Origin of the sequence: Flavobacterium sp. (assembly GCF_017744675.1) — a bacterium.
Classification (GTDB): Bacteria; Bacteroidota; Bacteroidia; order Flavobacteriales; family Flavobacteriaceae; genus Flavobacterium.
Genome location: NZ_JAGIAV010000004.1, coordinates 85,590 through 109,078 on the forward strand (window position 1 = coordinate 85,590; position 23,489 = coordinate 109,078).

A 23,489-nucleotide genomic window follows, 5' to 3' on the forward strand; every position below is an offset into this window, starting at 1 on the left:
CACACCTAATGAATAGCAAAAATAGTACCATGACACTGGAAACTTATTTCCAGGAATTTAGACAGAATATTGTCGGTATAAATCAAGAATTTACGTCACCTTATGGCAGAAAATCAATAATTTACACAGACTGGACTGCCAGTGGAAGATTATATCGCCCAATTGAAGAAAAACTGCTAAATCAATTTGGACCTTTTGTTGCCAATACTCATACTGAAACTACTGTATCTGGTACTGCCATGACAAAGGCATATCATCATGCTAGACACATTATTAAGCGTCATGTGAATGCAAACAATGATGATGTTTTAATTACGGATGGAACTGGAATGACAGGGGTTATCAATAAATTCCAGCGTATTTTGGGTTTGAAGATTCCCGAAAACTTGAAAAGCTTTACCAATGTTCCTGCTGAGAAAAAACCAATTGTTTTTATCTCTCACATGGAACACCATTCTAATCAAACTTCTTGGTTAGAGACTATCGCAGATGTTGAAATTATTCCGTCTTGCGAGAAGGGACTTTTCAATTTAGAAAATTTAGAAGTTTTATTAGAGAAATATAAAGATAGAACGATAAAAATTGCTTCTATTACAGCATGTTCAAATGTTACAGGTTTAAGAACTCCTTTTCATGAAGCGGCAAAATTAATGCATCAATTTAATGGTGTCTGTTTTGTTGACTTTGCTTGTTCGGGACCTTATGTTGAAATTGACATGCACCCAGCTGATCCAGAGGCTTATTTGGATGCCATTTTTATGTCTCCACATAAATTCTTAGGCGGACCTGGAACTTCTGGTATCTTGATTTTCAATAAAAAATTATACAACAATATGATTCCTGATTGCCCGGGAGGAGGAACAGTAAGCTGGACGAATCCGTGGGGTGAACATAAATACATTGATAATATCGAGGATCGTGAAGATGGCGGAACTCCTGGTTTTCTGCAAGTTATTAGAACGGCATTGGCAATTGAGCTGAAAGAAGAAATGGGAATTGAAAACATCATGGAGCGTGAGCACGAAATTGTCGATTATGTTTTTTCTGAGTTAGAGCCAGTTGAAAATATTAAAATTTTAGCCGGACAGCATAAAGAACGTCTTGGAGTGATTTCGTTTTTTATTGATGACCTTCATTTTAATTTAGGTGTTAAAATCTTAAATGACCGTTTTGGAATCCAGACGAGAGGTGGATGCAGCTGTGCAGGAACTTATGGTCACTATTTATTACATGTTGACCAAGAGACTTCTAATAAATTGGTTAATGAAATTACGATTGGTGATTTAATCAAAAAACCGGGCTGGATTAGAATGTCGATTCACCCAACAACTACCGATGAAGAAATTGCTTTTGTATGCAAGAGTATAAAAGAGTTAGCTGCAAACCATAAAACTTGGGCTTTGGATTATTCTTATGATAAAAAGCGGAATGAGTTTATTCATAAAGATGCAACTTCGTTTGAAGACGAATTGGTTGAGAGCTGGTTTAAGTCTTAAAAATAGTTTCTAAAGATTTTTTAGCCACAGATTATACGGATTAACACTGATTTTAATTTTTATAATTTGTGGCTTTATTTTTTTTGTAGCGCAGAGTTCGCTGAGGATTTTCGCAGAGATTGGAAGTTTTTTTTTAAGCGGAATATTAGTTGCCATTGAGATCGCGGAGCTGACTTATAAAAGAATCTATGTCAAAGTTTTAAACTTTGACATAGATAACTGAGTTATATGTTAATCAATATTAATCTTTATAGTAGGTGGCTGATTTTTAGCGCGGAGTTCGCTGAGGATTTTCGCAGAGATTGGAAGTTTTTTTGAATGGAATATTAGTTGCCGTTGAGATCGCAGAGCTGACTTATAAAAGAATCTTTGCAAAGTTTTAAACTTTGACAAAGATAAACTGACTGTACTAAACCCGACAGGTTTTTAAAACCTGTCGGGTTTCGTTTTTTAAATTTGATTTTATATTTGTTATGAAAAATATACTTGTTGTATAGCCCCGATAGGAGCGGTATCCTTTTATGCTGTGGTTCAGCATAAAAGATATAGCGGATAGCGGGACTGGTGTTCTTGAAAAAAACGAACATTTCTGCTTCTAAAAAATCACATAATCAAGCGTACGCCACCAAGATCGGCAACTCGATAGGAGAATCTATTTCCAGGGGAACCGATAAACATGAAGTTTTTTGGAATTTTCCATTTTTTGGAAAGTTCTTCAATCATTTCTGGACCGAATGTGCCTTCTATTTCTATATATTCTATATCCAGTCCGCCGTAAGCACGATCAAGAACTTCTAGATCTTTTTTGAGGGCTTCGTTGTCTACAGTATCTTTTTTGACGTGAACAATTTTTAATTTCTTAGTTGTTTCATTGTCTTCAACATATTGTAAAACTTTATTCAAAATTGTTATGTCGTCACCTTTTGTAAAGAAAACAAACTCTTGAGAGTTGATTTCGGTACTTAAATTTTCGAGATATCGATTGCTTAGAATCACCATTTTACGCAATGGCTGATAGAAATATTCTAGAGCTTCGATTAATAAGCGTATTAAAATAACGCGATTGAGCATGATTCCAATAAAAATTAAGGCTGGAATCATGTATTTAAAAAAGGTGTAAAACGAATTGATATTTAAAAACATATTTCCAAAAAAAGCGGCAATCACAAAACCTACAGCGATTACAACTGCTAAGCCATTTGCACGTTCTGGTCTTGGAAGTTTTCTGCGTTTGTATTTTAAAAGCAGATTTCCAATTCCGAAAAGTGCCATAACAGCAAGAAAAGAGAAAGTATAAACTCCAGCCAAGGATTCTAAATGCCCTTTTGTAGCAAAGAGAACAGAAAGACAAAGAATTAAAAAGCTTAAAACGATTCGGTAATGAGAACCTCTTTTATTTTGTTTTAGGAAATAATTTGGGAGAATTCGGTCTAGTGTCATACGATTTAAAAGTCCAGAAACGCCAACAAATGAAGTTAAAACGGCTCCGCAAAGCACCATAACGGCATCTATAGAAATGAGCCAGGCAAGCCATGATCCGCCTGTGGTTTGTCCTAAATGCGCTAAAAGCGATTCTTTGTTTTGTCCCACTTCTGTAAGCGGAATAATGCTAATTAACAATATAGCAATTACGGGATTAAAGAAACTTACGATTCCCCACATGTTTCGAAGCGTTTTAGGAAAAACACCTTGTTCTTGCTCTTCAACAAAATTGGCGGAGCTTTCAAATCCTGATATTCCTAACATAGCAGCAGAAAAGCCAAGAAATAGTGCCATTTGTATACTTCCCGATGCAATAGGAGTTTGCCAATTGATATGAAAAGTATCTAAACCATGCATTAAAACAAACCAGAGCGATGCTAAAACGAGCAATGCCAAAGTGCCGATGTGTGTCACGAAAATAATGACGGCCACAAATGCCGATTCTCCGATTCCTAGAATAGCTAAACCGGTAAACAAAATTAAAACGACTACCGTAGCGATAGTCACATTGAGGCCTTCAAAAATTCCGTGCAGATAATGCATTCCTTCAGAAGCCGAAATTACGGCGGTAGCCATATAGGATAAAACCGTTAGCGTTGCGGCAATAGAGGCCAAGCGTTTTGTAGAAGTATTTAGCAAGACATTATAAGCGCCTCCGTTTAAAGGAATTGCTCCAACAACTTCTGCATAAATTTTCCTGAAAAGAAATAATACTATAGCAACAATTAGAAGCGAAATCCAAGCGTATTGCCCTGCATATAAAATGGTTAAAGCAGAAACGTAAAGACAGGAAGAACTTATATCGTTTCCGCAAATAGCAGTTGCCTGTAATTGATTTAATTTTTTGTGTACGATTTCTTTCATCAGTATTTAGAATTAACACTTTTAGTAAAAACTAAGCAACAAAATAATTAGAATCGAGCGTGAGGCAGATATAAGAGTTTTATTTAGTACCCTGAAATTGTTTCAATGCTGATAGCGCTTGGGTTTGTACTTTTTTCTGAAAAAATCCTGTCCAACCCAATAAATAGCCTGTGATACCAAAGGCTTGTTTGGACCATTTCCATACATCAAAATTATCGGTATGCTTGATAATTAATCCGTCTTGGAAAACAAATTCAGCCAAAATTGTATTAATGACTTTTCTATTTGTTTTACTGAAATTATAAGTAGCAGTCCAATTAGCTGATCCTGTTGACTCGTCTGCTTTTACATTTGAAAATTCAACTTTCAAATTGCCTTTACTTTTTAAAAGCAGCATTTCCCACATTTTAGAAACCTGTTCTTCTTTTAGCAAACCAAAAGCGGGATCAATAAAATGAACTTTTGGATGGTAGCATTCGCTCATTGTTTTGGCATCTGCATTTGCAAAAGCAGTATAAAATTTTGTAATTAAAGCCTCATTTGAATTCATAAAAAGATATTTATGTTAAATATAAGATTTATTATATTAAAAAATCATTATAAGGCACTAATTTCTTTAGCTGTATCAAATGTTTTTTTGCTTTTATCAAATGCTGTCGAGAAATATTTCGTTTTACTGTAAGCTGTAAAATGTCCAGTTAGGTTTCCTGAAATATCGGGTCCGCCAGCAATTATAAATCTTATTGCATAAATATCGGTCTTTCTAAGCTTTTGCCATTCTGCAGGTGTAAAGTAATAGTAAGCTGTTGTTTTGCCGTCTGCAGATTCTTTTACATTTTTGTCTGTACAGGCAATAACATCGGCATTGGTAAGATCTACGTAAACGCCGCCAGCAATTTTGGCTTTATCGCTTGCTGTAGATATGGTTAGTTTTAAAACACCACCTTTTTCCGTTTTCGCTATTTGCACATTAATTTCGCCAGAGTACGCATATTTTTCGCAGATGAAAGTATATTCTTGTGTTGCAGGATAAGGGGCAGATCCTTTTACACTAATAGTTTGCTGTGCTGATGCAAAGATTGAAACAAATAATAAAAGAAGTAGTGGCAGTTTAAAATTCATAGGTATCGTAATTTATTGATCGGCTAATTTGGCATCAAATTTCTCATCCCAATCCATAGATTTAATGGCAGAAATAAGATTATCTTCATTTACAAAAATGCGCAATTCCTTATTGGCCACTTTTTTAGTGTACAACGCATGATAGCGGTAAATGACTTCTTGTTTGGTTTTGTAAACTCCATCTAATTTTAAATCTATAAAACTTCCGTAGTATTGTCTAAATCTTTGGCAGGTCTTGGTTAAACGTTCTTCTGTAGTGTTTTCCATAACCGATTTAGTTACTTCTGTTTCATTAAAAGGTTTAAATTTTGAAGTATTACAAGTTTCTAAAACTCTCTTTCCTAAATCATACGCTTTTCGCTGCTGATTTGCATTAACTTCTGCACTAGAAACTTTTTTTATTTTTAAATCCTCTGTATCTCTACTTACTGTTTTAGATTTACATCCAATTAATAATAACAACAAACATATAATCAATCCTGCTTTCTTCATAACTATTTAAGTAATTTTTAATAATAAGTTAGGATCGGGACAATTTTCGATATAAAAGTTTAGGTCTTTTGTGTTGCAGACACCAGGATAGTCTCCCCAATAATCGCCAATATTATGGATAATCTGAAAATGGACATGAGGTGCGTAATCGCCATTTACTGAGGCAGTTCCTAAAGTCGCAATCTTTTCGCCTTTCTTAAATTGGTCTCCGATATTTAAATTTTCTATACTTTCTAACGATAAATGTCCGTATAAAGTATAAAATTTTTCATTTTCTACTTGGTGTTCTAATATAATAGTTGGGCCATAATCGCCTAATCCAATGTTGTTTTTAAAGCTGTGTACTTTTCCGTCAAGAGCAGCTAAAACGCCTGTTCCAGCTTCTGCCCATAAATCTAAACCTATATGAATATTACGTTCAGGCTTAGTGGCATCCAAAAAAATAGGGCTTCTTTGGTATAAAAATCTTCCTTCTATATAACCGCCAAACGCAACTTTGGCATTGTTTTCTTTTAGAAAATTTGAAATGTATTTTTCAAAATCTTCTGAGGTATCCAATTTTTGGCTTACCAATTCTTGATTTGAAACCGATAAATTTAACGGCGTATATTCAGAAACATTAATTGAGGCATCAATAACTTTAGCAGGCGGCAGGGAATTCAAGATAGAGGCAAGGGGTTTCATAAAATTTAGGCTACTTTGTTTATAATTATTAATTCGTTATGTACTTCAATTCGGGGAAGCATTTTTGTCTGAAACAATTTTGAATTCATTTCGGCAACATATTTTCTATTTCTCACATTATGCGCTTCGTCTAATATCATTGTATTAAAGAGAACAAAACCATCATCTTTTAAAATAGTGCAGATTCTATCCACAAAAAACTTCTCAAACAAAAAGTTGGGCATATGGGTATCTTCAAAAATATCGATTATTATAAGATCATATTTGTCTTTTGTTTTTAGAACAAACTCAAACGCATCATCAATCACAACCTCTAATTGGTTAATTTCGTTAAGATTAAAATACTCATTCGCAATCTGAATCATATCTGGATCTATTTCTACTCCCGTTATTTTTTCCTTGTATTCAATCTCGTTTACTAATGTTTTTACAACGCTTCCGCCAGCAACGCCTAATAACAGAATGTGCTCCATTTCTAAAATTTTATCGTACCCGATATTTCGAAGTCCATATCGTAATATGCGTTGCAGACTTCCATACGAATAATTTGTGTTTTCAGTGTCCAATACTAACTCGCCATTTGCCCAAGTAACTTCGATCATTTTGCTTCTAGCGGATTTTTTCTTAAATATTTTTATTGGAATTATGTAACTGAAAAATTTTCGAATCATTTTTTATGCTTTTACTCAAATTTACCATTAAATCTTTTATTTTGCACGAAATATTGAATCTTTCATGAAAAAACAATTATACAAATTCATATTTTTTAAGCTAATGGGCTGGAAAATAGTGGGAATCGAAAATGCTGAAGTCAAAAAATGTATATTGATGGTAATGCCTCATACTAGCAATCATGATTTTTATATCGGACTTTTGACTCGCGGTATCTCGGGACTGCAGATGAATTGGGTAGGAAAGAAGGAATTGTTTCGATTTCCGTTTGGTTATTATTTTAGAAATGTTGGAGGAGAACCTTTAGATCGCATTGGCGGATTGAATAAAGTAGATTCTATTGCAGCGATTTTTGACAGAAAAGAAATTTTTCGTTTGGCCGTTGCGCCAGAAGGAACAAGAAAAGAGGTAAAAGGAATAAAAACCGGGTTTTATTTTATAGCGCTTAAAGCGAATGTGCCAATTGTTCCCGTAGCTTTTGATTGGGGAAAGAAAGAAGTAAATCTAGGCGAACCTTTTTATCCCACTGGAAATTATGAAGCCGATTTTGAAGTTTTGAAAAAACACTATGAAGGAGTAGAGGGGAAAATTCCTGAAAATGGAGTAAAACTATAATTTCTGAGCTTTTTTTCAAACGCGTGAGAATCGCGTATTTGAAAATTTTCTGTCCAAGGAGTCAAATACGCTCTAAATTTTGCATTATGGAGAATAGGCTTTAAAAGTGCCATTTTTATAAAATAGAACGATTTTTTCAATTTCATCATCTTCCAAACTAAAATTTACATTTTGAGAAGCTGATGATTTTTTTATTTCTTTTTTTCCTTCTTCATTTACTTCAATAGCAGAAAATAAATCACCACCAACATTTTGATTCGATGGAGGAGGAGTTTGGATATTTGAATTTTCAGCAACAGGTTCTTCGTTATTTTTGGGAAAACTTCCTTTTCCAATCAAAATCCAATATAAATCTACATCTGGAAAAACCTCTAGAATTTTCATTACAAAATCTAAACTTGGTTTGTTTCTTCCAGACAAAAGATGCGACATACTAGAGCGCTGTACTCCAATTTTATCGGCAAAAGCAGAGGCATTTAACCCATAATAATCTAGCACCGTTTCTAGTCTTTTTACAAAATCATCGATGTTTACCATTGTAAATTAATATGTTTGATTACTATATTTACAAATGTAAACAAAAAAACTTTCTACAACAAGATACTTGTTGTATTTACAAGAATAGCTAAGATTTATGTTAAATTTAAAATTTACATAAACATAACTAACTTATTGAATTATATTATTTTATATTTATGATATAGTTATAATTCTCTTTGTAAAAAGAACTTGCAATTCAAACAACAATATATTGCATAAACATGTTTACAATATTAAATTATTAAATTTTCTTTTAGTTTACAATTGTAAAAATAAAGATGTTTACTTTTGTAAACTAATCGAAACGTAATGAATTTAGAACAGCTTTTTACACAATACAAAGAACAGTCTATCTCCGGAAGGTACCTTACTCTAGACCACATTAAACCACTTTTGGATAAGTTAAATACTAATGGTCAGGTAGAGATTATTGGAACATCTGTTTTAGGCGAACCTATATATAGTTACCAAATTGGAACAGGAAAAACTCGTGCCTATCTATGGTCACAAATGCACGGAAATGAAAGCACCACAACAAAGGCTTTATTTGATTTCATTAATTTATTGAATGATGATACTGATTTTGCAAAGCAAATGCTAGAAACTTTCACCTTTTACTGCATTCCAATGCTTAATCCCGATGGTGCAAGACTTTATACAAGGGCAAATGCAAACGAAATAGATTTAAATCGTGATTCTCTAGATTTAACTCAACCAGAAAGTAAAGTATTGCGTGAAGTATTTGAGAAGTTTAAACCTGACTTCTGTTTTAATCTTCATGATCAGCGTACGATATTTGGAGCAGGAACAACAGGAAAGCCAGCTACGGTTTCTTTTTTAGCTCCTTCGTATAATGAAGAAAGAGAAGTAAACGACAATAGATTAAAAGCTATAAATGTTATTGCAGGAATCAATGAAGAGCTTCAAAAATATATTCCAGGACAAGTTGGTCGCTTTGATGATTCCTTTAATATTAATTGCATAGGAGATACTTTTCAATATTTAGGAGTTCCTACGATATTATTTGAAGCAGGACACTTTCCAGGCGATTATGAGCGTGAAATCACAAGGAAATTCATATTTTTCGCGTTAATTGTGAGCTTTAAACTCATTTCCGAAAACGATTTAGTTAACAATAGATTTGGCGAATATTTGAATATTTCACAAAATAATGTGGTTTTTTATGATTTTATGTATAAAAATGTCAAAATAAATTATGATGGTATCGAAATTATTACGAATTTTGTCGCACAATACAAAGAAGAATTAATCGAAAATAAGATTCATTTTAACGCTTACATTGTTGAAGTAGGCGACTTGGAAAATTATTTCGGTCATTACGAATACGACGCAAAAGGTGCAGAATATTCGGACGATTTGGAAAATTTCCCAAAAACGGGTCAAAAGGCAAATTTTTATTTAAATAAAAATGTTAAATTTGTTAACGGATTAATAAAAAGTTAATTTTTATGTGAATTTGTTGTTTTTTATATATAATTTTATACTTTGTAATAGCAATTAGTAATATTAATTAAACAATTATGAGTAAATTTCGTTTAGATGAAGTAGATCACCAGATTTTAGATATGTTAATAGACAATACGAGAGTTCCGTTTACTGACATTGCAAAAAAACTATTGATATCTGCTGGTACAGTACACGTTAGAGTTAAAAAGATGGAGGATGCCGGTATCATCATGGGATCTTCATTAGCCTTAGATTACGATAAATTAGGTTATTCATTTATTGCTTATGTAGGGGTTTTTCTTAATAATACATCTCAAACTAAATTTGTATTAGAGAGAATCAATCAAATTCCATTCGTAACTGTAGCTTCTGTAACTACAGGAAAATTCAACATCTTTTGCAAAATTAGAGCAAAAGACACTAAGCATGCAAAAGAAGTTATCTTTATGATTGACGATATTGATGGCGTTTACAGAACTGAAACAATGATTTCATTAGAGGAAAGTATAAACGATAAGAAGCGTTTGATGCATACTATTTTCAAAAATATGTAAGAACTTTTCTTGAATGCTATATTAAAATATAACCTCAAGTTTATTCTTGGGGTTTTTTTATGACTAATTAACCAACCAACTATAACACGATTATGTATACGTTGCCCAAAATTGAGCGTTTTAATCAAGACGTTCTCTCAAAATACCACATTTATAATAGTGTTTTTATAACATTACCCTTTGATTCTATAGATAATACGGGAGTTTTACTTCCTTTATTTACAGAAACTTGCGAAACTGGCTTTAAAAAAGAAGAAACCCCAAAAGAAATCGTTGATTTCTTCTCCAATAAATTCTTAAGTAATGCTTCTGAAGCTGAAAAGATCGATCTTATGTTTCGATTTATTCAGTATATAGAACGTCAAATTGTACTATTTGATGCGATTGAAGATGCTGCTTTTCCAGAGGTTAACAACATGGAAGGGCGTGGATCTCTTCGTGACATTAAAGAGAAATCTGATGCTAAAGAAAAAGACGATGAATTGATTGAGTTTCTTGAAAACTTCAATGTTCGTACCGTTTTAACCGCGCATCCAACTCAGTTTTATCCAGGCCCAGTATTAGGAATTATAAATGATTTGACAGAAGCAATTCGTCAGAATGATTTACTTCAAATTAAACAATTGCTGGCTCAGTTAGGAAAAACACCTTTTATCCAAAAAGAAAAACCAAATCCTTACGATGAAGCGGTAAGTTTAATTTGGTATCTAGAAAATGTATTTTACGCTACGGCAGGAGAAATTGTTCATTATTTGCAAAAAAATATCCTAGAAGGAAATGCGATTCAGAATCAATTAATAAAACTTGGTTTCTGGCCGGGAGGTGACCGTGACGGAAATCCATTTGTTACTACAGATATTACGCTTAAAGTTGCAGATCGATTACGAACTTCAATTTTAAAATGCTATTATGTAGAAATGAGAAACTTAAAACGTAAGTTAACTTTCTCAGGCGTAGATACTTTGGTGGCAGATCTTGAACATAAACTTTATCGTTCTGTATTTTATTCTAAAGGAGATATTTTTATCACTTTAGAAGAATTGTTAACTCAATTGAATAAAATTAGAGCTATAATTATAGAAAAACATCAGTCATTATATTTGGACGAATTAGAGGCGCTTTTAGTAAAAGTCAACTTATTTGGATTCCATTTTGCAACTTTAGATATTCGTCAGAATAGCAAAATTCATAATGCGGTTTTCAAAGATGTAGTAAATTACTATTTGAATTCTGGTTCAGACATTTTTCCTAAAAATTACTTTGATTTAACGGAAGATCAAAAAATCAGAGTTTTATCGAATGTAAAAGGAAATCTTAATCCAGCTGATTTTGAAAATGAAATTACAAGATATACTTTAGAATCTGTTCAGGCAATTAAAACGATTCAGCAGAATAATGGTGAAGAAGGAGCAAATCGTTATATCATTAGCAATAACGAAAGTGCTTTGAATGTAATGGAGACTTTTGCCATGATTCGTTTGAATAACTGGGAAAAACCAACGGTTGATATTATCCCGCTTTTCGAATCTGTAGATGATTTGCAAAATGCTCATACAATTATGGAGCAATTGTACACGAATCCAGAATATGCGAAACATTTAAAAGCAAGAGGAAACAAGCAAACTATTATGCTTGGATTCTCTGACGGAACTAAAGACGGTGGCTATTTAATGGCAAACTGGAGTATTTACCAAGCTAAAATTTCGCTGACTAAAATCTCTAGAGAATACGGAATTAAAGCAATTTTCTTTGACGGACGTGGCGGACCTCCTGCTCGTGGTGGTGGAAAAACGCATAAGTTTTACGCTTCTCTTGGTCCAAAAATTGAAAACAACGAAATTCAGATTACAGTTCAAGGTCAAACCATTAGCTCTAATTTCGGAACTTTGGATTCTTGCCGTTACAATATCGAAAACTTATTGAGTGCGGGTGTTACCAACCAAGTATTTAGTAAAGAAAAAAACGAATTGACTGCTGAAGAAACTCAGATTTTGACCGATTTAGCGAATTTAGGTTACGAGAAATATTTGAGTTTCAAAAACCATCCGAAGTTTATTCCGTACTTAGAAAAAATGAGTACGCTGAAATATTATTCTAAAACAAACATTGGAAGCCGTCCTTCAAAAAGAAGCAAATCTGAATCTTTAGATTTTGCAGATTTGAGAGCTATTCCGTTTGTAGGATCATGGAGCCAGTTAAAGCAAAACGTTCCTGGATTCTTCGGAGTAGGTTCGGCTTTAAAACATTTTGAAGAGACTGGACAGTGGAATAAAGTAAGCGATCTGTATCACAATTCATTATTTTTCAAAACTTTACTAGAAAATAGTATGATGTCATTAGCAAAATCATTCTTGCCTTTGACCGCTTATATGAGCAAAGATCCTGAATTTGGTGAATTCTGGCAGATTATTTACAATGAATTCTCTGAGACAAAACGACTTTTATTAAAAATTGCAGGCCATAAAACTTTGATGGAGAATTATCCAGATGGTATTGCCTCAATTCAAATTAGAGAGCGTATTGTTCTACCTTTATTGACCATTCAGCAATATGCTTTGTTGAGAATTAATGAGCTGAACAAAGAACAGACTCCTAACGAGGAATTAATTAAAGTTTATGAGAAAATCGTAACGAGATCTTTATTTGGAAACACTAATGCAAGCAGAAATTCAGCTTAAAATAAAAAGATGAGAGCAATAGAATTATTAGACAATGAATACGCTGGGAATTTTGGCAATTATGTAAAAGCTGCTGGCGACGGAATTTTAATTGAAGAATTGGAAATTTCACTTCACAGTTTTATCAGATTTGTACAAGACATTCCGATGGATAAATTTGATTACCGCTACGCAGAAGGAAAGTGGACGATTAAAGATATTATTCAGCACGTTATAGATACAGAACGAATTTTTGCTTATCGCGCTTTGCGCTTTTCAAGAAATGATAAAACGCCTTTGCCAAGTTTTGAAGAAAACGATTATGCGAATAATACTGATGCAAACAGAAGAAGCATTCAAGATTTGCTTACTGAATTTTCAGCTGTAAGACATTCGACTTTATTATTTTACAAAAGTTTATCAGACGAACAGCTGAAAAGAATTGGTACAGCGTCTAATCTTCAAATTTCAGTTCGTGCATTAGGTTTTGTAATGATTGGGCATCAAAAGCATCATCAAAAAGTTTTTGCAGAACGATATTTGTAAAATATACTTTAAAAAAAAGCTGTACTTCAAAGTACAGCTTTTTGCTTTTAGAAACGGGGCTTCGACTCCGCTCAGCCTGACAATAAATAATGGATAATGAATTCGTGTGTATGTCAGGCTGAGCGGAGTCGAAGCCCATTTTTATACTGTCTGATTTTTTCGCTCAATAAAAGCCAAACCAAACCTTATCTTATCATAAGACATTTTTTCTTCAAAATAATCAAAATACGGTTTTAATGCATTTGGATTTTCTAACTCAATTTGTGCTTTTGCTATTTGAGAAATTTCATCTTCAGAAACAAATTGGCTTAAATCTAAATCATGACCATCAACATATAATTTTGCTAAATGCGAAATAATTGTAGTTGCACTCAAATCGCGCTGTTCGGCAATTTCTTGTACTGAAACTCCATTTTCAAACAACTCCAGTGTTTTTTTATACGTATTGTCTTTTTTCTCCTTTTTTACTACCGATTTGTTTCTTTGAAATTCAATTATGGCCTTTATGAATTCGTCGCCATATTTTTCTAGTTTGGCTTTTCCAACACCTTCAATTGCAAGAAAATCTTCATCGGTCATTGGTCGTAAAACTTCCATCTGCCTTAATGAAGCGTCGCTAAAAATAACATAAGCTGGAACTTCTTCTTCCTTTGCAATTTCGTAACGTAGTTTTCGAAGTGTTTCAAAAAGAGAATTTTTGGTAGCTTTCGGTTTTGCTTCTTTAGTCTCAGTTTTATCAATTGCTTTTTTGACAACCGTAGTTAGTTTTACTTTTTCGCCTTCAAACAAAACTTTCTTCGCAAAAGGAGTAAGGAGAATTTTATTATGCTGATGAAAGGCAATTTCACAATAGCCTAAATTAATAAGCTGAATAAGGTATTGATTCCAGTCGTACCAAGAAACATCAGCGCCAATTCCGTACGTTTTTAGCTCTTGATAATTTTTTTCGTAGATATATGCATTTCTCGAGCCCCTCAAAAAATCAACAATCACAGCCAAAGGTTCAGATTCTTTTAAACGTACAATTGCAGACAAAGCTTTTTGTGCGAGAATCGTCCCGTCGAAAAAAGTTGGAGGATTTTTGCAAATATCGCAGTTTCCGCAATTCTCCGTCACCAGTTCACCAAAATAAGACAGCAAGATTTTCCTTCTGCAGCTTACAGCATCTGCATATTGCTTCATGCGATCTAGTTTTGCAAGCTGTATGTCAGAGTTAAGGCCTTCTGATGCAAATTTCTGCAATTGAATTACATCTGCGTAGCTTTCAAACAAAACTGTTTCAGCTGGAAGTCCGTCTCGGCCAGCACGTCCAATTTCTTGATAATAGCCTTCTATATTTTTTGGAAGATTGTAATGAATTACCCATCGCACATTAGATTTATCGATTCCCATTCCGAAAGCAATGGTGGCACAAACCACCTGACAATCGTCGTTGATAAACTGATCTTGAGTTTTTGCACGAGTTTCATTATCCAAACCAGCATGATACGCTTTGGCTTCAATGCCATTCTTTTTCAGTTTTTCGGCTAGCTCTTCTGTGGTTTTGCGGCTTAAGCAATATATAATTCCCGATTCGTTGGGTTTGTTTTCAATAAAATCAATGATCTGCTTTACGCGATCTAAAGCAGGACGAACCTCTAAACTTAAATTTTTACGATCAAAAGAAGCTACAAAAGTTTTCGGATGCTTCAAATTAAGCTGTTTAGAAATGTCTGTGCGCGTTGCTTTGTCTGCTGTGGCAGTCAGTGCTAATATTGGAGTAGAAGGGAAGCGGCTTTTTAGGTAACCTAAATTCGTGTAAGCCGGTCTAAAATCATGTCCCCAAGACGAAATACAATGCGCTTCGTCTATTGCTATCAAACTAATATTTAGCTCATTGAAAGCCATATCTAAATAAGAAAGACTTTCGGGCGCTATATAAACTAGTTTGAAATTATTCGTTTTTAAATTATCAATGTAATATTGCTGCTCTTGAGATGATTGCGAGCTATTAATAAAACAAGCTGAAATTCCATTGGTTTTCAAACTATCAACCTGATCTTTCATTAAAGCAATCAAAGGAGATATTACGACAGTGATTCCAGGCAGTATTAAAGCTGGGAGCTGAAAACAGATCGATTTTCCTCCTCCAGTTGGCATAATAGCCAACGTATCTTGTCCAGATAATATGGTGTTAATTATGGTTTCTTGATTGGGTCTAAATTTTTCAAAACCAAAATTCTCTTTTAAAGTTGCGTGTAAAATTTCGGAAGTCATAGGCATGTATTTTTGTTTATGCTTTAAAAGTAAAAATAATCCTATAAAAATAAAAATGTAAATTCATTTAGTTTATAGTCTGCTATAAAAAAAGGAACTCTATTTTTAGAGTTCCTTTTATTTATTAAAACGAAAATGAATTAATCTTCATCGTCTTCGTCATCTTCATAATCAGTGTCTGCTTTGTCATCATCATCTTCATCGTCATCATCGCCGCCATCTGTATCTGGTTTATCAAGATTATCATCCTCTTCATCATCATCTCCACTAATATCATCATCAAGATCTATACCTTTAACTGGTGCAATTGCATCTACATCAACATCTAAATCGTCATCTTCATCGTAGTTTTCAATTCTGTCAGCAAGTTTAGTACTAATTTTTACTAAGTAAATTGTATCTTCAGTACGAACTTCTACAGCTTCAACCAATTCGTTTTTAGCATTTCTAAAACGGATAACATCCGAATCATCATAACCGTCAGGAAATTTTTCAACCAAAAGGTTTAAAATTTCATTGGTAAGTTTGGCGTAGTCTACTATAACTCTTTTCATAAATTATTTTATAAATCTAATAAATATGCAAAAATTAACGGAGCAACAATTGTAGCATCCGACTCAATAATAAATTTCGGGGTTTTAATATCTAATTTACCCCAAGTGATTTTTTCATTTGGAACTGCCCCAGAGTACGAACCATAACTAGTCGTAGAATCTGAGATTTGACAGAAATAGCTCCAAAATGGAACATCATGCATTTCCATATCCTGGTATAGCATTGGCACTACACAGATAGGGAAGTCACCCGCGATACCACCACCGATTTGGAAGAATCCAATTCCGTTTGAACTGTTTTTAGAATACCAATCTGCAAGGAAAGTCATGTATTCAATTCCAGATTTCATGGTAGATGCTTTTAAGTCTCCTTTAATTACGTATGAAGCAAAGATGTTACCCATTGTGCTATCTTCCCATCCTGGAACGATAATAGGTAAGTTTTTCTCTGCAGCCGCATACATCCAGCTATCTTTTAGATCAATTTCGTAATATTCTTCTAAAACGCCAGACAACAACATTTTATACATAAATTCGTGTGGGAAGTAACGCTCACCTTTGTCGTCTGCGTCTTTCCAAATTTTGTAAATGTGTTTTTGTAAACGACGGAAAGCTTCATGCTCAGGAATACAAGTGTCTGTAACACGGTTTAATCCTCTTTCTAATAAAGCCCATTCGTCTTCTGGTGTCAAATCACGGTAGTTAGGAACTCTCTCGTAATGAGAATGAGCTACTAAATTCATGATATCTTCTTCTAAGTTTGCTCCGGTACATGAAATGATATGCACTTTGTCTTGTCTGATTACTTCGGCAAAAATTTTACCAATTTCTGCTGTACTCATTGCGCCAGCCATACTTACCAGCATCTTAGCACCATCAGCTAATTGCTGCTCGTATGCTTTTGCAGCATCCACTAACGAAGCAGAATTAAAATGCAAATAATGTTTTTCAATAAACTGACTGATTGGTCCTTTCATTTTTTTTGTTTTTTTTGAATTAAAAAGTTTAACCTTTTTGGATGTTAATGCAAATTAAGAATTTTAAATAACTTTCTTTTACTCAATCTGCCGTTTTTTTATAACTTTTTTTTGTAGCCTAAAATCTTTAAAACATCATCTGAAGTCTGTTGTTCTGAGAACACTTCTGTTGCCAGAATTCCGTTTTCGTCGCGATCTATTAAAATATGTTTAGGCTGCGGAATCAAGCAGTGGTGTAGGCCACCGTATCCTCCAATTGTTTCTTGATAAGCGCCAGTATTAAAAAATCCGATGTATAACGGTTTTTCTTTGCTGTACTTAGGAAGATAAATTGCGTTCATGTTTTGCTCAGAGTTGTAATAGTCGTCACTATCACAAGTCAGACCTCCCAATAGAACCCGCTCGTAAGTATCATTCCAACGGTTAATAGCCAGCATGATAAAACGTTTGTTTATAGCCCAAGTATCTGGTAAAGTGGTAATGAAAGATGAGTCGATCATATTCCATTTCTCTCTATCATTTTGTTGTTTTTGGTACAAAATCTGATAGATTGCGCCACCGCTTTCGCCTACTGTAAACGATCCAAATTCCGTAAAAATATTTGGAACATCAACTTCAGCTTCATCACAAGCAATTTTAATCTGATTGATAATTTCATCAATCATATATTGATAATCATATTCAAAGGCAAGTGAGTTTTTAATAGGGAAACCACCGCCAATGTTCAAACCGTCTAGAGTAGGGCACTCTTTTTTAAGAGCGATGTAAACTTTAATACATTTTACAAGCTCGTTCCAGTAATATGAGGTATCGTTGATTCCGGTATTGATAAAGAAGTGAAGCATTTTCAGCTCTAATTTATCATTCTCCTGAATTTGTTTTTTATAGAAAGAAACTATGTTTTTGTAACCAATACCTAATCTAGAAGTATAAAACTCAAATTTAGGTTCTTCTTCAGCAGCAATACGGATTCCGATTTTGAATTTTCCTTTAATTTCTGCTTGAAGTAAATCTAATTCTTCGTAGTTATCAATAATCGGAATCGTATTTTTATGTCCGTTATTGATTAACCTACCAATATTAGTAATGTATTCGTCTCTTTTAAAACCGTTGCAAATTACATACGTGCTTTTGTTGATTTTGCCGTTTTCTAGCAAATTCTCCACAATATTCACGTCAAAAGCAGATGACGTTTCAATGTGAATGTTATTCTTGAAAGCTTCATTCATAATATATTCAAAATGAGAGCTTTTTGTACAATAACAATAGTAGTATTTTGCGTCGTATTTATTTTTTTCCATTGATTTTCTGAACCAAGCTTTTGCTTTGTTGATGTTTTCAGAAATCTGAGGAAGGTAAGTAAACTTTAATGGCGTACCATATTGTTCAACCAATTTCATCAAATCAATGTTGTGAAACAATAGGTTGTCTTTGTTTAGTTTAAATTCCTCTTGTGGAAAGTAGTATGTTTGGTTTATTAGATCAGAATATTTTGTATTCATTTATGTATCAATATTTAGAGATTGTAATTATAATTTAAATTAGGTTTTTGGGGACTTAATCTTAAATTCAAACTCTAATATTGGCAAATATAATAGGCAGTTTTTCGTGCTCCGCTTTTGTACATTGGAAGACATCAAAACAGAAAGGGCTTTTACTATTATAGAAACGATTCAGTATTCTCAATAAAGAACTGTTGAGTCTGTTTCGGTAAGAGCTGAAGTGCCTTTGCTGCTTGTTTGTTTTCATGGGGCAAATGTAAAAAATAATATATACCAAATGCAACGCTTTTGATTAAAAAAAGTTTAAGATTTATAATCCTCAAACGCTTCTAGAATCAATTTATTTTCAACGGATTGGTTAATTTTTATTTTTCCGATTCCTTCAATTAATGCAAATTGAATTAAACCGTATTCATTTTTTTTGTCGTGAATTAACAATTCCAAGATCGGATCGATGTCATTTTCCTCAAAAACTACATCATCATATATATCTTTTATTACTGCTTTTATTTCTCTGTATTCTTCTTGAGAGATTAATCCTTTTTGAAGCGAAATGTAACTTTCTAAAATCATTCCAACTGCAATCGCTTCTCCGTGAAGTAGTGTAGTTTTTTCTTCGCTTTCCAAGAAGTATCCTTCAATAGCGTGTCCTAAAGTATGCCCGAAATTTAACGCTTTGCGAATGTTTTTTTCCGTTGGATCCTGGATTACGATTTCATTTTTAATTTCAACAGAACGATAAATTAACTGATCTAATTCGTCAAAAACTATTGATTTTAAATCTGAAAACTGCCTCCAATAAGGAGCATCGTATATTAAACCATGTTTTAGCATTTCTGCCAAACCAGAACGCATTTCGCTTTGCGGTAAAGTTTCTAGATATTGCGTGTCAATTAGTACCATTTGAGGTACATTGATTACTCCGATCTGATTTTTTAGATTTCCTAAATCAACACCTGTTTTTCCTCCAACAGAAGCATCAACCATAGATAATAGAGTAGTAGGGATATTAATGAAATCTACACCTCTTTTAAAAGTAGAAGCAACAAAACCTCCTAAATCTGTAACAACGCCGCCACCTAAATTAATAATAAGTGATTTTCTGTCTGCTCCAAGCTCTGTCAAAATATTCCAGATCTCAATACAAGTTTCAATATTTTTATTTGCTTCTCCAGCTTCAAACTCAATGATTTCGATAGCTAAATCGGTTTCTAAAAGCGGAATGAATTTAGATAAACAATACTCATTGGTCTGATCATCAACAATTATAAAAATATTTGAATATTTACTTTCTCTTAAATGTTTATTTAAAGCTTCGTAAGCATTCTCATTAAAATGTACGAGATAATTATTGGCTTGAATAGATTGCATAGTTCTTTAGTTAATTGAAAGCGCAAAATAAGGCATTTTTAGCTTAATAATATTCAAACTTTAGGGCTAATTTGTTTAAAATGCAGGTTTGCTTCTTTAAAATTAAGACAAAAATGCTTTAAGTAGTAAACATTTACATCATAAATTAATGCTTTTGACATTCTTATTAATAATTTATAAAAATATGATGCCGTTTAATAAATAATATTCAAAACAGTCTCTATATTTGCATAAAAAATAAACTTAATGGAAAAGATATTCGACAATTTTCAAGTTGCGTTTTCACTAAAAAGCGACACAGAGCTTGATAGAGCTTATTTCCTTTTCAAAATGATTGACAGCGAGCCTCTTGTTAGAATAGGAACTGCTGTGACTAATTTTGCAATTAAAGCTCATTTACCAGTAGAAGGACTAATTCGTGCAACTGTTTTTGACCATTTCTGTGGTGGTGTAAACGAAAACGACTGTCTTACTGTTGTAGATAAGATGTTTACAAAAGGAGTTTCTTCTGTTTTGGATTATTCTGTGGAAGGAAAAGAAGAAGAAGAGCAGTTTGATGCCGCTTTAGAAATGACTTTAAGAACAATCGATTTTGCTAAAGAACGTTTGGCAATTCCGTTTGCTGTTTTCAAGCCAACTGGTTTAGGTCGTTTTGAATTGTACGAGAAATTAGGAGAAAAACAAACTCTTAATCCAGCCGAGCAAGCAGAATGGGATAGAGTAGTAGCTCGTTTTGATAAAGTTTGCGGTGAAGCGCATAAAAAAGATGTTGCTTTATTGATTGATGGTGAAGAAAGCTGGATGCAAGATGCTGCCGATGAATTGGTTACAGATATGATGCGTAAATACAATAAAGAAAAAGCTATTGTATTCAATACTTTACAGATGTATCGTTGGGATCGTTTAGATTATTTGAAAAAACTTCACGAAGTTGCAAAAGCGGAAGGTTTTTATATCGGAATGAAATTGGTTCGTGGTGCTTACATGGAAAAAGAAAACAAAAGAGCCGAAGAAAAAGGTTATGTTTCTCCAATCTGCGTTTCTAAAGAAGCTACAGACGTAAACTACGATAATGCTGTACAATATATGTTGGAGCATATTGATAAAATGGCCATTTTTGCAGGAACTCACAATGAGTTGAGTTCTTATAAATTAATGGAAATGATGGCGCAGAAAGGAATCGCCAAAAACGATCCTAGAATCTGGTTCGGACAATTATACGGAATGAGTGATAATATTAGCTACAACTTAGCAGATAACGGCTATAATGTTGCGAAATACTTGCCGTTCGGACCTGTAAAAGATGTTATGCCGTACTTGATTCGTCGTGCAGAAGAAAATACTTCGGTTGCAGGACAAACAAGCCGCGAATTGTCTATGATTAAAGCAGAACGCAAGAGAAGAAAAGGAAAATAATTTTTTAGTTTTTCAGTTTTCTGTCTCGGTTTGCAGATATAAAAAAAACTCCAATCTTTTTGATTGGAGTTTTTTTGTTGCTAAAAATAAAACCCGACAGGTTTCTAAAACCTGTCGGGTTTGAACTATCGTTTTTAATTGGAATTTGGAATTTTAAAACTTTGGAATTTGAGTTAAGAGTTACTAAACTGTAAATTACTCAAGTTTTTATAAATTCCGTTTTCTAAGTTTATTAATTCTTGATGCGTTCCTTCTTCTGAAATTTTTCCATTATCTAAAACTAAGATTTTATCTGCGTTTCTAATGGTAGAAAGACGGTGAGCAATTATAATGCTTGTTCTTCCTTCCATTAGCACTTCTAAAGCTTCCTGAACTAATTTTTCGCTTTCGCTGTCTAAAGAAGAAGTGGCTTCGTCTAAAATCAGAATACTTGGATTTTTTAGCAATGCTCTAGCAATCGCAATACGCTGACGCTGACCTCCAGAAAGTTTAACACCTCGTTCTCCAACCAATGTTTCGAACTTCTCAGGAAAGCCATCCACAAAATTAAAAGCGTTGGCTTGTTTCGCCGCCTGAATAATTTCTTCGTCAGTAGCATCTGGTTTTCCGTATGCAATGTTTTCTCTAATTGTTCCGCCAAATAAAATTACATCTTGAGGGACAATGCTCATATTACCGCGAAGGTTTTCCAGGTCGTAATCGTAGATATTTTTCCCATCAACGGTAATTTCTCCAGAAGTAATATCATAGAAACGAAGCAGGAGAGAGGAAATAGTTGATTTTCCGGCACCGCTAGGTCCAACAATGGCAATTTTTTGTCCATATTCTGCTGAAAAGTTTACTTCCTTTAAAACTTGGATTTCTTGACGTGTAGGATAACTAAATGCTACATTTTTGAAAGTAACATTTCCTTTAATTTTTTCTTGATTTTGACTTGAATCTGAATTGATTTTTTCAGGTTTTTCATCCAACAATTCAAAAACACGCTCTGTTGCCCCAATTGCTTTTTGAATCTGTGCATACAATTCGGCAATTCCTCCAAAAGAAGCTCCAACAAACGTAGAATACAATACGAATGAAATTAGTTGCCCAACGCTCATTTCGCCAGCTATGCTTAGACGAACTCCGTACCAAACTACAGCGACGATTGCTCCAAAGAGGCAGAAAATAATAAACGAAGCAAAATAACCACGGTATTTGCCGCCTTTAATCGCCAATTTTACCACTTCGCTAATTTTTCCTTTATAACGAGCGATTTCGTACCATTCGTTGGCGAAAGCCTTTACAATACTAATTCCCTGCATAGTTTCTTCCACAATTACCTGACTTTCGGCAACCTGATCTTGTACTTTCTTAGAATATTTTCTAATAAACCTACCAAAGATCACCGCTGCGACAGCTACTAACGGAACCACAGAAAGCATTAATAAAGTAAGTTTAAAACTTTCTGTCGCCAAAAGAATAACACCTCCAATAATTAAGATAAACTGGCGTAAAAATTCTGCAATAGTAGTCGTTAGCGTATCTTGAATTTGGGTAATATCGGCACTAATTCTGCTGTTTAATTCTCCAACTCTTTTTTGAGAGAAGAATGTCATAGGCAATTTTACCAAATTGGTATATAAAGCCAAACGTAAATTGGCTAATGTATTTTCGGTAAAGTTTACAAACAATGAAAGTCTGAAAAAAGAAAAGAAAGACTGTAAAAAAAGAATAACAATGAGTCCCAATGCAATTTGATTGGCTTGGTCATTATCTTTATTCTTCACGCAATCTACAAGCATTCCCATCAATTTTGGAAAAGCCAAAGCAGTGGCGCCAGTAAGCAGAAGAAAAATCAGACCAATGAAGAATTTCCATTTGTGATGTCCTGCGTATGTAAAAATTGTTTTTGCTTTATTAAGTGAAGTAGCCGTTATTTTTGATTTAGGTAAATCATTTTCTTTAAATCGTGCCATTAGGATATACTATTTTAGGTATGCAAATGTATGACTAAGTCGAATCACTACAAAGGAATATTAAGAATTAGAACTTTCAAATTGGCTTTTTAACGAAAATATAAGAAAAGAATAAAAAATCTTTACTTTTTAATCGTTTGAAAAATAGCTTTGTAAATGAAAATCAAAAAAAATATTTCATTTTTTTTCAAAATATGCTTGTAAATATAAAATCTAGCTGTACATTTGCACTCGCAATCACAATGATAGCAGTCTAGTAAAATA

The 23,489-nt window shown here is 33.5% G+C and carries 20 protein-coding genes; 7 read left to right on the plus strand and 13 right to left on the minus strand.

The window, feature by feature from the left end:
• Positions 1-8: 8 nt before the first annotated feature.
• Positions 9-1,496: an aminotransferase class V-fold PLP-dependent enzyme gene (locus J7574_RS10635; protein WP_290967905.1), complete on the plus strand. Its 1,488-nt coding sequence runs from the start codon at positions 9-11 to the stop codon at positions 1,494-1,496.
• A 603-nt stretch (positions 1,497-2,099) separates the two neighbouring features.
• On the opposite strand, the gene J7574_RS10640 is transcribed toward J7574_RS10635, so the two are convergent.
• The 6 genes from J7574_RS10640 to J7574_RS10665 all read right to left on the minus strand — a co-directional run bounded on the left by J7574_RS10640 (position 2,100) and on the right by J7574_RS10665 (position 6,811).
• Positions 2,100-3,842 carry an APC family permease gene (locus J7574_RS10640; RefSeq protein ID WP_290967907.1) on the minus strand — a complete coding sequence of 581 codons (1,743 nt, stop codon included), beginning with the start codon at positions 3,840-3,842 and terminating at the stop codon, positions 2,100-2,102.
• A gap of 79 nt (positions 3,843-3,921) precedes the next feature.
• Complete coding sequence (locus J7574_RS10645) at positions 3,922-4,392, minus strand: nuclear transport factor 2 family protein (RefSeq protein WP_290967910.1); 471 nt, start codon at positions 4,390-4,392, stop codon at positions 3,922-3,924.
• Between the two features lie 47 nt (positions 4,393-4,439).
• Entirely contained in the window at positions 4,440-4,964 is a 525-nt protein-coding gene (locus J7574_RS10650) for a hypothetical protein (protein ID WP_290967912.1), read from the minus strand.
• Positions 4,965-4,976: 12 nt separating this feature from the next.
• Positions 4,977-5,456, minus strand: coding sequence for a hypothetical protein (locus tag J7574_RS10655; RefSeq protein WP_290967915.1), 480 nt, complete (start codon positions 5,454-5,456; stop codon positions 4,977-4,979).
• A 6-nt stretch (positions 5,457-5,462) separates the two neighbouring features.
• Entirely contained in the window at positions 5,463-6,140 is a 678-nt protein-coding gene (locus J7574_RS10660; RefSeq protein WP_290967917.1) for a peptidoglycan DD-metalloendopeptidase family protein, read from the minus strand.
• Between the two features lie 5 nt (positions 6,141-6,145).
• Positions 6,146-6,811 carry a spermidine synthase gene (locus J7574_RS10665; RefSeq protein WP_290967920.1) on the minus strand — a complete coding sequence of 222 codons (666 nt, stop codon included), beginning with the start codon at positions 6,809-6,811 and terminating at the stop codon, positions 6,146-6,148.
• A 64-nt stretch (positions 6,812-6,875) separates the two neighbouring features.
• Between J7574_RS10665 and J7574_RS10670 the strand changes: the two genes are divergently transcribed.
• Positions 6,876-7,427: a 1-acyl-sn-glycerol-3-phosphate acyltransferase gene (locus J7574_RS10670; protein WP_290967923.1), complete on the plus strand. Its 552-nt coding sequence runs from the start codon at positions 6,876-6,878 to the stop codon at positions 7,425-7,427.
• Between the two features lie 84 nt (positions 7,428-7,511).
• Here J7574_RS10670 and J7574_RS10675 read toward each other — a convergent pair whose 3' ends face one another.
• Positions 7,512-7,964: a helix-turn-helix transcriptional regulator gene (locus J7574_RS10675; RefSeq protein WP_290967926.1), complete on the minus strand. Its 453-nt coding sequence runs from the start codon at positions 7,962-7,964 to the stop codon at positions 7,512-7,514.
• Positions 7,965-8,276: 312 nt separating this feature from the next.
• On the opposite strand from J7574_RS10675, the gene J7574_RS10680 reads away from it, so the two are divergent.
• From J7574_RS10680 to J7574_RS10695, 4 genes are all read left to right on the plus strand, one after another.
• On the plus strand, positions 8,277-9,431 hold the full coding sequence (locus tag J7574_RS10680; protein WP_290967929.1) for a M14 metallopeptidase family protein: 1,155 nt from the start codon (positions 8,277-8,279) through the stop codon (positions 9,429-9,431).
• Positions 9,432-9,508: 77 nt separating this feature from the next.
• Positions 9,509-9,988 carry a winged helix-turn-helix transcriptional regulator gene (locus J7574_RS10685; RefSeq protein ID WP_008468989.1) on the plus strand — a complete coding sequence of 160 codons (480 nt, stop codon included), beginning with the start codon at positions 9,509-9,511 and terminating at the stop codon, positions 9,986-9,988.
• 92 nt (positions 9,989-10,080) lie between these two features.
• Positions 10,081-12,666 carry a phosphoenolpyruvate carboxylase gene (locus J7574_RS10690; RefSeq protein ID WP_290967964.1) on the plus strand — a complete coding sequence of 862 codons (2,586 nt, stop codon included), beginning with the start codon at positions 10,081-10,083 and terminating at the stop codon, positions 12,664-12,666.
• 9 nt (positions 12,667-12,675) lie between these two features.
• Positions 12,676-13,191: a DinB family protein gene (locus tag J7574_RS10695; protein ID WP_290967967.1), complete on the plus strand. Its 516-nt coding sequence runs from the start codon at positions 12,676-12,678 to the stop codon at positions 13,189-13,191.
• Between the two features lie 141 nt (positions 13,192-13,332).
• Here J7574_RS10695 and recQ read toward each other — a convergent pair whose 3' ends face one another.
• The 5 genes from recQ to aroB form a co-directional block, all read right to left on the minus strand.
• Positions 13,333-15,447, minus strand: coding sequence for a DNA helicase RecQ (recQ, locus tag J7574_RS10700; RefSeq protein WP_290967969.1), 2,115 nt, complete (start codon positions 15,445-15,447; stop codon positions 13,333-13,335).
• A gap of 140 nt (positions 15,448-15,587) precedes the next feature.
• A complete protein-coding gene (locus J7574_RS10705; protein ID WP_290967970.1) occupies positions 15,588-16,001 on the minus strand; it encodes a DNA primase in 414 nt (137 codons plus the stop codon).
• Between the two features lie 8 nt (positions 16,002-16,009).
• The gene (locus J7574_RS10710; RefSeq protein WP_057117936.1) at positions 16,010-16,978 is read right to left on the minus strand and encodes a deoxyhypusine synthase family protein; all 969 of its coding nucleotides are present in this window, start codon (positions 16,976-16,978) and stop codon (positions 16,010-16,012) included.
• Between the two features lie 98 nt (positions 16,979-17,076).
• A complete protein-coding gene (locus tag J7574_RS10715; protein WP_290967972.1) occupies positions 17,077-18,480 on the minus strand; it encodes an arginine decarboxylase in 1,404 nt (467 codons plus the stop codon).
• Between the two features lie 303 nt (positions 18,481-18,783).
• A complete protein-coding gene (aroB, locus tag J7574_RS10720) occupies positions 18,784-19,851 on the minus strand; it encodes a 3-dehydroquinate synthase (protein WP_290967974.1) in 1,068 nt (355 codons plus the stop codon).
• A 246-nt stretch (positions 19,852-20,097) separates the two neighbouring features.
• On the opposite strand from aroB, the gene J7574_RS10725 reads away from it, so the two are divergent.
• Complete coding sequence (locus tag J7574_RS10725) at positions 20,098-21,267, plus strand: proline dehydrogenase family protein (protein ID WP_290967976.1); 1,170 nt, start codon at positions 20,098-20,100, stop codon at positions 21,265-21,267.
• 173 nt (positions 21,268-21,440) lie between these two features.
• Here the strand turns inward: J7574_RS10725 and J7574_RS10730 are convergent, their stop codons facing one another.
• Positions 21,441-23,225 (minus strand): ABC transporter transmembrane domain-containing protein, encoded by a 1,785-nt coding sequence (locus J7574_RS10730; protein ID WP_290967978.1) that lies wholly within the window; start codon positions 23,223-23,225, stop codon positions 21,441-21,443.
• Positions 23,226-23,489 lie beyond the last annotated feature (264 nt).

What these genes read in the sequence shown, in the direction of transcription:
- J7574_RS10635 (WP_290967905.1), top strand. Translation starts at nt 9, where the DNA reads ATGAATAGCAAAAATAGTACCATGACACTGGAAACTTATTTCCAGGAA.
- J7574_RS10640 (WP_290967907.1), bottom strand. Translation starts at nt 3,842, where the DNA reads ATGAAAGAAATCGTACACAAAAAATTAAATCAATTACAGGCAACTGCT.
- J7574_RS10645 (WP_290967910.1), bottom strand. Translation starts at nt 4,392, where the DNA reads ATGAATTCAAATGAGGCTTTAATTACAAAATTTTATACTGCTTTTGCA.
- J7574_RS10650 (WP_290967912.1), bottom strand. Translation starts at nt 4,964, where the DNA reads ATGAATTTTAAACTGCCACTACTTCTTTTATTATTTGTTTCAATCTTT.
- J7574_RS10655 (WP_290967915.1), bottom strand. Translation starts at nt 5,456, where the DNA reads ATGAAGAAAGCAGGATTGATTATATGTTTGTTGTTATTATTAATTGGA.
- J7574_RS10660 (WP_290967917.1), bottom strand. Translation starts at nt 6,140, where the DNA reads ATGAAACCCCTTGCCTCTATCTTGAATTCCCTGCCGCCTGCTAAAGTT.
- J7574_RS10665 (WP_290967920.1), bottom strand. Translation starts at nt 6,811, where the DNA reads ATGATTCGAAAATTTTTCAGTTACATAATTCCAATAAAAATATTTAAG.
- J7574_RS10670 (WP_290967923.1), top strand. Translation starts at nt 6,876, where the DNA reads ATGAAAAAACAATTATACAAATTCATATTTTTTAAGCTAATGGGCTGG.
- J7574_RS10675 (WP_290967926.1), bottom strand. Translation starts at nt 7,964, where the DNA reads ATGGTAAACATCGATGATTTTGTAAAAAGACTAGAAACGGTGCTAGAT.
- J7574_RS10680 (WP_290967929.1), top strand. Translation starts at nt 8,277, where the DNA reads ATGAATTTAGAACAGCTTTTTACACAATACAAAGAACAGTCTATCTCC.
- J7574_RS10685 (WP_008468989.1), top strand. Translation starts at nt 9,509, where the DNA reads ATGAGTAAATTTCGTTTAGATGAAGTAGATCACCAGATTTTAGATATG.
- J7574_RS10690 (WP_290967964.1), top strand. Translation starts at nt 10,081, where the DNA reads ATGTATACGTTGCCCAAAATTGAGCGTTTTAATCAAGACGTTCTCTCA.
- J7574_RS10695 (WP_290967967.1), top strand. Translation starts at nt 12,676, where the DNA reads ATGAGAGCAATAGAATTATTAGACAATGAATACGCTGGGAATTTTGGC.
- recQ (WP_290967969.1), bottom strand. Translation starts at nt 15,447, where the DNA reads ATGACTTCCGAAATTTTACACGCAACTTTAAAAGAGAATTTTGGTTTT.
- J7574_RS10705 (WP_290967970.1), bottom strand. Translation starts at nt 16,001, where the DNA reads ATGAAAAGAGTTATAGTAGACTACGCCAAACTTACCAATGAAATTTTA.
- J7574_RS10710 (WP_057117936.1), bottom strand. Translation starts at nt 16,978, where the DNA reads ATGAAAGGACCAATCAGTCAGTTTATTGAAAAACATTATTTGCATTTT.
- J7574_RS10715 (WP_290967972.1), bottom strand. Translation starts at nt 18,480, where the DNA reads ATGAATACAAAATATTCTGATCTAATAAACCAAACATACTACTTTCCA.
- aroB (WP_290967974.1), bottom strand. Translation starts at nt 19,851, where the DNA reads ATGCAATCTATTCAAGCCAATAATTATCTCGTACATTTTAATGAGAAT.
- J7574_RS10725 (WP_290967976.1), top strand. Translation starts at nt 20,098, where the DNA reads ATGGAAAAGATATTCGACAATTTTCAAGTTGCGTTTTCACTAAAAAGC.
- J7574_RS10730 (WP_290967978.1), bottom strand. Translation starts at nt 23,225, where the DNA reads ATGGCACGATTTAAAGAAAATGATTTACCTAAATCAAAAATAACGGCT.